This window comes from Streptosporangium sp. NPDC049248 (genome assembly GCF_040678965.1).
GTDB lineage: Bacteria > Actinomycetota > Actinomycetes > Streptosporangiales > Streptosporangiaceae > Streptosporangium > Streptosporangium fukuiense.
Map to the genome: position 1 here is coordinate 1 of NZ_JBFAQY010000088.1, position 1,434 is coordinate 1,434.

Sequence of the window (1,434 nt, forward strand, 5' to 3'; positions counted from 1 at the left end):
CCGCCCACCTCCGCTGCACGCGCTCTGGCCGTATGTGGTGCGGGCCGTAGTCGCTCACTTTCGGTGGGCCGGGCTACGCGCCGTCGCTGAAGCGTCCCTTTGGAAGCCGTTCAGGGTGGGGCACTGTAGCTGAAGCGTGGCTGCATGACCCAGTCCAGGGCCGGGCGCCGTAACCGGTCCAGGGCTGGTGGTCTTACGGTCCAGGGCTGAGCGTTGTGACGGTCCGAGGTCGGGGGGCGGGTTCTGGCTTCCAGGTGGGTCGATTTGGGGGTAGGCGTTCATGTTCTGGCTTTTCCGTTCGCGTGACCTGCTGCCTGCTCTCCTGTCGGCCTGCATGATGGTGCCTGCCGCGTGGGTGGGTGTTGTGCGGGATCGCTCATGAGGAGAAGCCGCGAGGAGCGTCTGTGCTGGATGACTGGACCGCCGGTCTCCTGCTGGGGGGCATCGTCCTGTTGGGCGCGTCCGTGCAGCGGTTGGCGGGGATCGGGTTCGCGCTTGTGGCGGTGCCCGCCCTGGTGCTGCTTCTCGGCCCGGCCGAGGGGGTGGTGCTGGCGAACTGCGCGGCCGGTGCCATCAGCGCGGTCGGGCTGGCCGGCACCTGGCGGGAGGTCCGCCTGACCGCGATGGTTCCGTTGGTCGCCGCGGCCGCCTGCACCGTGCCGGCCGGTGCCTGGGTGGCCGCCCGGTTGCCCGAACCGATGCTGCTGGTCGGTATGGGGATGCTGGTGAGCGTGGCCGTACTGCTCGTGATGCGGGGCAGCCGAGTGCCCGCTCTGCGCGGCGTCGGGGGTGCGGTGGCCGCCGGCGCGGCGAGCGGGTTCATGAACTCCTCCGCCGGGGTGGGCGGTCCGGCGGTTTCCCTGTATGCGGTGAACGCGGGCTGGATGGTGCGGGAGTTCGTGCCGAACGCGCAGTTCTACGGGGTGGTGGTGAACGCGCTCTCCGTTACGGCCAAGGGCGTGCCGAAGCTCACGGTGCCGCTCTGGTTGCTGGTCGCGGCCGGGATGGCGGCAGGCACCGTGCTGGGGAAGGCACTCGCGGAACGAGTGCCGGAGCGGCGGGCCCGGGCGCTGGTGCTACTGCTCGCGCTGGTAGGCGGGTTCACCGCGATAGGCAAGGGGCTGTGGAGCCTGTGACCCTTGACCAGCGCGGACTCCACCCCTGGACCTTTAGGACCCCGGCCTCAGGATTGGTTACGCCCTTCCCCCTGGATCGTTAGGACCCCGGCCCCGGACTGGCTACGGCGCCCGGCTTCAGGATTGGTTACGGCGCCTGGCCCTGGACTGGGTCATGCAGCCACGCTTCAGCTACGGCGCCCCTCCTTGAACGACCTCAAAGGAGGCTTCAGCGACAGCGCGCAGTCCGGCCCACCGAAAGTGAGCGACTACGGCCCGCACCACATACGGCCAGAGCGCGTGCAGCGGAGGTGGGCGA

At 69.9% G+C, this 1,434-nt stretch carries 1 protein-coding gene; it reads left to right on the top strand.

The window, feature by feature from the left end:
• Window positions 1-404 precede the first annotated feature (404 nt).
• A complete protein-coding gene (locus tag AB0K21_RS44660) occupies window positions 405-1,136 on the top strand; it encodes a sulfite exporter TauE/SafE family protein (protein ID WP_343975804.1) in 732 nt (243 codons plus the stop codon).
• Window positions 1,137-1,434: the final 298 nt, after the last annotated feature.